Genomic DNA, 1,942 nt, shown 5'->3' on the forward strand with positions numbered 1-1,942 from the left:
AAGTGGAAAAAGAAGCCAAAAAGGCTTATGAATACTCTCAGTCTCCTGAATTTAAGGCACAGGTAGAAGCATTCAAAAAAGACCTGAACCTGCTTCTTGGCGGGCAATCCTCTCAAACAGACCCTGTAGAAAGATATTATTCTGCTTACAAGCCCAGAAAAGGTATTCTTTCAGATGATGAAAGGATATACATATTTATTTCTTCCTCTATGCCAGAGCAGACAATAAGAAACTATATCAGAGATGCAGGTAAAATTGGCAACAACATTTATCTGGTATTAAGAGGAGCAATTGGTGGAATAAAGCAGATTATGCCTACAGCAGTATGGGCAAATAATTTATTGAAAAAAAACCCCCTTTGTGAAGGACAGTGTGAAATGTATGGAGTAAAAATACTGATAGACCCATTTCTCTATAGAAAATACGAAATTACAAAAGTTCCTGCTGTTGTATATGTAAAGGGTTTACAAAATATAGAAGGTCTATCTGAAGGATTAAGCAGTGTTAAAATAGGAAATTTCTGGGTATCCTACGGAGATGTTTCCCTTGATTATCATTTAAAGCTCATAGAAGAGAAATCAGGTAGAAAAAAATTAAACTAAGCTTTAGTGAGGCATAAAAAAGATGAATATTGAAATTTTAGATAATGATAGCTACTCGACAGAGGATTTTCTTAATTATATTAAGAATATAAAAATTGATAATGAAAACGATATATTGCAACTTTTTTCTTTAGTTCAAAGAGCATGGCACTGGGGAAGTGATTTCTGTCATCGTTCTAAAAACATAGAAAAAGCCTGGTATTTTTATACAGGTGGCTGGAGTGGAAATGAAAGCATACTATCTCATCTTAGAGCAAATATATTTTTACAAGCTAAATGCAAAGTTTTCAAAAATAATGCTATTACAATTTATGCATGGGAAGAAGGAAACTTGAATGTACCCTATATATAGAAGAAGATAAATTTGCGGGGTAATATTTTATTGATAAAAAAATAGGAAGGTGTGTTATGCAAATATTGTTAATATTTGTTTTATTGGTTTTAACAACAGCAAATATTAATGCAGATGTTTTATGGGTTAACTATGATGAAAATGTTTACAAAAGTGATATAGTGACTTATGCAACAGACTACATGTATGTAATTTCTCAAAAACAGAGTGAGCCCCTTGTTTTATTTCAAGAGCTTCCTGCGGTCAGCGTAAAAAAACCAATAATATCAATAATGGTTTCTTCAATAGAAGAAAATAAGCCAGAATTACCTAAAGACAAGGAAGGATTTAAAACAGAAAAAGCAATAGTGGTTGAAAAAGGGGAGTCGCCCTCTAACTACACGGTATTTTTTGATTTTAACAGTGCAAAACTGAGGAGTGACCAGATAAATGTTTTAAACAATATTCAACTTAAAGGAGGTGAGATAGCAAATATTTATGGTTATGCTTGTCTTATAGGTAAGGCAGACCATAACAAAAAGTTGTCTAAAAGAAGGGCAAAGGCAGTGGCAAATTATCTTCAGAAGCGTGGAGTAGCAATTGGAGAAGTGGTTGGAATGGGAGAGACAGGCAAAGAAAAAGAATTAAGACTTAACAGGAAAGCAGTAATAAAATTTCAATAACAACAAAAGGAGGTTTGTAGCATGAACAGAACAAAGGTTTTACTTGGAGCTATAGTGGTAGTATGGGCGATAATGTTTCTTGTGCCGGTAGCTGCACAGGCTATATCTGCACCAAGTTCTGGAAGTTTTGCATATGATGTTTATGATATTGCGATTAACAAGATTCTTAAAGGTCCTATTGGGTTTGTGTGCGGTGGTGCTGCTATAGTGCTTGGTGCAGTAAACGCAATAGGCGGCAGAGTTATGTCAGCAGTTCCATGTGTGCTTGGTGGAGCAGCTATTTTAAAAGCAGATGCTATTACAACATCTTTAGGGTTGCTTTTTTA

Annotated in this window: 4 protein-coding genes; all 4 read left to right on the forward strand. The window is 34.4% G+C overall.

What is annotated here, in order from left to right; translation table 11 throughout:
* Positions 1-602: type-F conjugative transfer system pilin assembly protein TrbC (locus QI155_RS10915; RefSeq protein ID WP_281321669.1), on the forward strand; the 602-nt coding region annotated here is incomplete at its 5' end.
* 22 nt (positions 603-624) lie between these two features.
* The gene (locus tag QI155_RS10920; RefSeq protein ID WP_281321670.1) at positions 625-954 is read left to right on the forward strand and encodes a hypothetical protein; all 330 of its coding nucleotides are present in this window, start codon (positions 625-627) and stop codon (positions 952-954) included.
* Positions 955-1,010: 56 nt separating this feature from the next.
* Positions 1,011-1,616, forward strand: a complete 606-nt coding sequence (locus QI155_RS10925) for an OmpA family protein (RefSeq protein ID WP_281321671.1) — start codon at positions 1,011-1,013, stop codon at positions 1,614-1,616.
* 21 nt (positions 1,617-1,637) lie between these two features.
* Positions 1,638-1,942 (forward strand): hypothetical protein (locus QI155_RS10930; protein ID WP_281321672.1); only part of this gene is annotated, 305 nt, incomplete at its 3' end.

The sequence above is a fragment of the Thermodesulfovibrio sp. 1176 genome (assembly GCF_029946585.1).
Lineage (GTDB): Bacteria > Nitrospirota > Thermodesulfovibrionia > Thermodesulfovibrionales > Thermodesulfovibrionaceae > Thermodesulfovibrio.